The 2,592-nt window shown below is 64.8% G+C and carries 3 protein-coding genes; all 3 read left to right on the plus strand.

The features are described from left to right. Window positions 1-640: electron transfer flavoprotein subunit beta/FixA family protein (locus VGO12_RS28725; RefSeq protein ID WP_327516141.1), on the plus strand; the 640-nt coding region annotated here is incomplete at its 5' end. Between the two features lie 150 nt (window positions 641-790). Further along, on the plus strand, window positions 791-1,732 hold the full coding sequence (locus tag VGO12_RS28730) for an electron transfer flavoprotein subunit alpha/FixB family protein (RefSeq protein WP_327516142.1): 942 nt from the start codon (window positions 791-793) through the stop codon (window positions 1,730-1,732). 95 nt (window positions 1,733-1,827) lie between these two features. Continuing rightward, window positions 1,828-2,592, plus strand: a 765-nt coding sequence (locus VGO12_RS28735; RefSeq protein WP_327516144.1) for an alcohol dehydrogenase catalytic domain-containing protein, incomplete at its 3' end; no start/stop codon positions are given.

The raw sequence follows: 2,592 nt of genomic DNA on the forward strand, positions 1-2,592 counted from the left end.
CGTTGAAGAGGCGCTCAGGCTGAAGGAAGCCGGCAAGGCAGACGAAGTCGTCGTCGTTTCCGTCGGTCCGGCCAAGGCCGAAGAGACCCTGCGCACAGCGCTTGCCATGGGTGCCGACCGCGCCATCCTGGTCGAGACCGAAGACCAGGTCGAGCCGCTCGCCGTTGCCAAGATCGTCAAGGGCGTGGCAGAGGCCGAACAGCCGGGGCTCATCATCGTCGGCAAGCAGGCGATCGATGATGACTCGAACCAGACGGGCCAGATGCTCTCGGCGCTGCTCGGCTGGGCGCAAGGCACCTTTGCCTCCAAGGTCGAGATCGGCGACGGCAAGGCGCCAGAGGGCACGGCACGGGTGACGCGCGAAGTCGACGGCGGTCTGCAGACGATCGACATCAAGCTTCCGGCCGTCGTCACCACCGACCTGCGCCTGAACGAGCCGCGCTACGCGTCGCTTCCCAACATCATGAAGGCGAAGAAGAAGCCGCTCGACAAGAAGTCGCCGGCCGACTTCGGCGTCGACACGTCGGCCCGCCTCAAGGTGCTGAAGACCGAGGAGCCGTCGGGCCGCAAGGCCGGCATCAAGGTCAAGTCGGTCGCCGAGCTCGTCGAAAAGCTCAAGACCGAAGCCGGCGTTCTCTGAGATCCGTGAGGCCCGCCTGCAAACGGCGTGTCGCTGCGCTTCCGGTGCTCACGTACCAAAAGTACGCTGCGCGCCGGTTCTCGCGCCCCACCGTTTTCGGCAGGGCCTGACGGATTTCGGGAACGAACCATTTTTCGAGAGGACAAGATCATGGCCATTCTTCTTCTGGCTGACCACGACAGCAACCACCTTTCCGACCAGACCGCCAAGGCGCTGAGCGCGGCCTCCAAGATCGCCAGTGGGACTGGAGCCGACGTGCATGTGCTCGTCGCCGGTGCCGGCGCCAAGCAGGCGGCCGAACAGGCGTCCAAGCTTGCGGGCGTTGCCAAGGTGCTTGTTGCCGACGACGCGGCGCTCGCCAACAACCTCGCCGAGCCGCTTGCAGCGCTGATCGTTTCGCTTGCCGGCAACTACGACACGATCGTTGCTGCCGCCACTTCGGTCGGCAAGAACGTCATGCCGCGCGTTGCAGCGCTGCTCGACGTGTCCCAGGTGTCGGAAATCATCGAGGTCGTCTCGTCCGACACTTATCTGCGTCCGATCTATGCCGGCAACGCCATCCAGACGGTGCAGACGACGGAGGCCAAGCGCGTCATCACCGTGCGCACCGCCTCGTTTGCGTCCACCGCTGAAGGCGGTTCGGCCGCGATCGAAAGCGTCTCTGCTGCTGCCAACCCGGGTGTGTCGAGCTTCGTTGCCGACGCCCTGTCGTCGTCGGACCGTCCGGAGCTGACATCTGCCAAGATCATCATTTCCGGTGGCCGCGCGCTCGGCTCGTCGGAAAAGTTCCAGGAAGTCATCCTGCCGGTTGCCGACAAGCTCGGCGCTGCCGTCGGCGCTTCGCGCGCGGCGGTCGATGCCGGCTACGCCCCGAACGACTGGCAGGTCGGCCAGACCGGCAAGGTGGTCGCGCCCGATCTCTACATCGCCTGCGGCATCTCCGGCGCGATCCAGCACCTCGCCGGCATGAAGGACAGCAAGGTCATTGTCGCGATCAACAAGGACGAAGAGGCGCCGATCTTCCAGGTCGCCGACTACGGCCTGGTTGCCGATCTCTTCGAAGCTCTGCCGGAAGTCGAAAAGACGCTCTAACGCGTCTCGCGCCGAACAACACCACCAGAGGGGACCGGCCGCTGCGTGCGCCCGGTCCAGCCTGCTCTTCAGCGAACAACAAGAGGGATCCAACAATGGATGTACGCGCCGCCGTTGCCGTTCAGGCAGGCAAGCCGCTCGAGGTCATGACCGTTCAGCTCGAAGGCCCGCGGGCCGGCGAAGTGCTGATCGAGGTCAAGGCGACCGGCATCTGCCACACCGACGACTTCACGCTGTCGGGTGCCGACCCGGAAGGCCTGTTCCCGGCGATCCTCGGCCACGAAGGTGCCGGCATCGTCGTCGACGTCGGCCCGGGCGTCACCTCGGTGAAAAAGGGCGACCACGTCATTCCGCTCTATACGCCGGAATGCCGTTCCTGCCCGTCGTGCCTGTCGCGAAAGACCAACCTGTGCACCGCGATCCGCTCGACGCAAGGGCAAGGCCTGATGCCGGACGGCACCTCGCGCTTCTCGATCGGCAAGGACAAGATCCACCACTACATGGGCTGCTCGACCTTCGCCAACTACACGGTTCTGCCCGAAATCGCCGTCGCCAAGGTCAACCCGGACGCCCCCTTCGACAAGATCTGCTACATCGGCTGTGGCGTCACAACCGGCATCGGCGCGGTCATCAACACGGCCAAGGTCGAGATGGGCGCGACCGCGATCGTCTTCGGCCTCGGCGGTATCGGCCTCAACGTCATCCAGGGGCTTCGTCTTGCCGGCGCCGACATGATCATCGGCGTCGACCTCAACAACGACAAGAAGGCCTGGGGCGAGCGCTTCGGCATGACCCACTTCGTCAACCCCAAGGAGGTCGGCGACGACATCGTGCCCTACCTCGTCAACATGACCAAGCGT

Origin of the sequence: Ensifer sp. (assembly GCF_035999135.1) — a bacterium.
In the GTDB taxonomy this organism is placed as follows: Bacteria; Pseudomonadota; Alphaproteobacteria; order Rhizobiales; family Rhizobiaceae; genus Ensifer.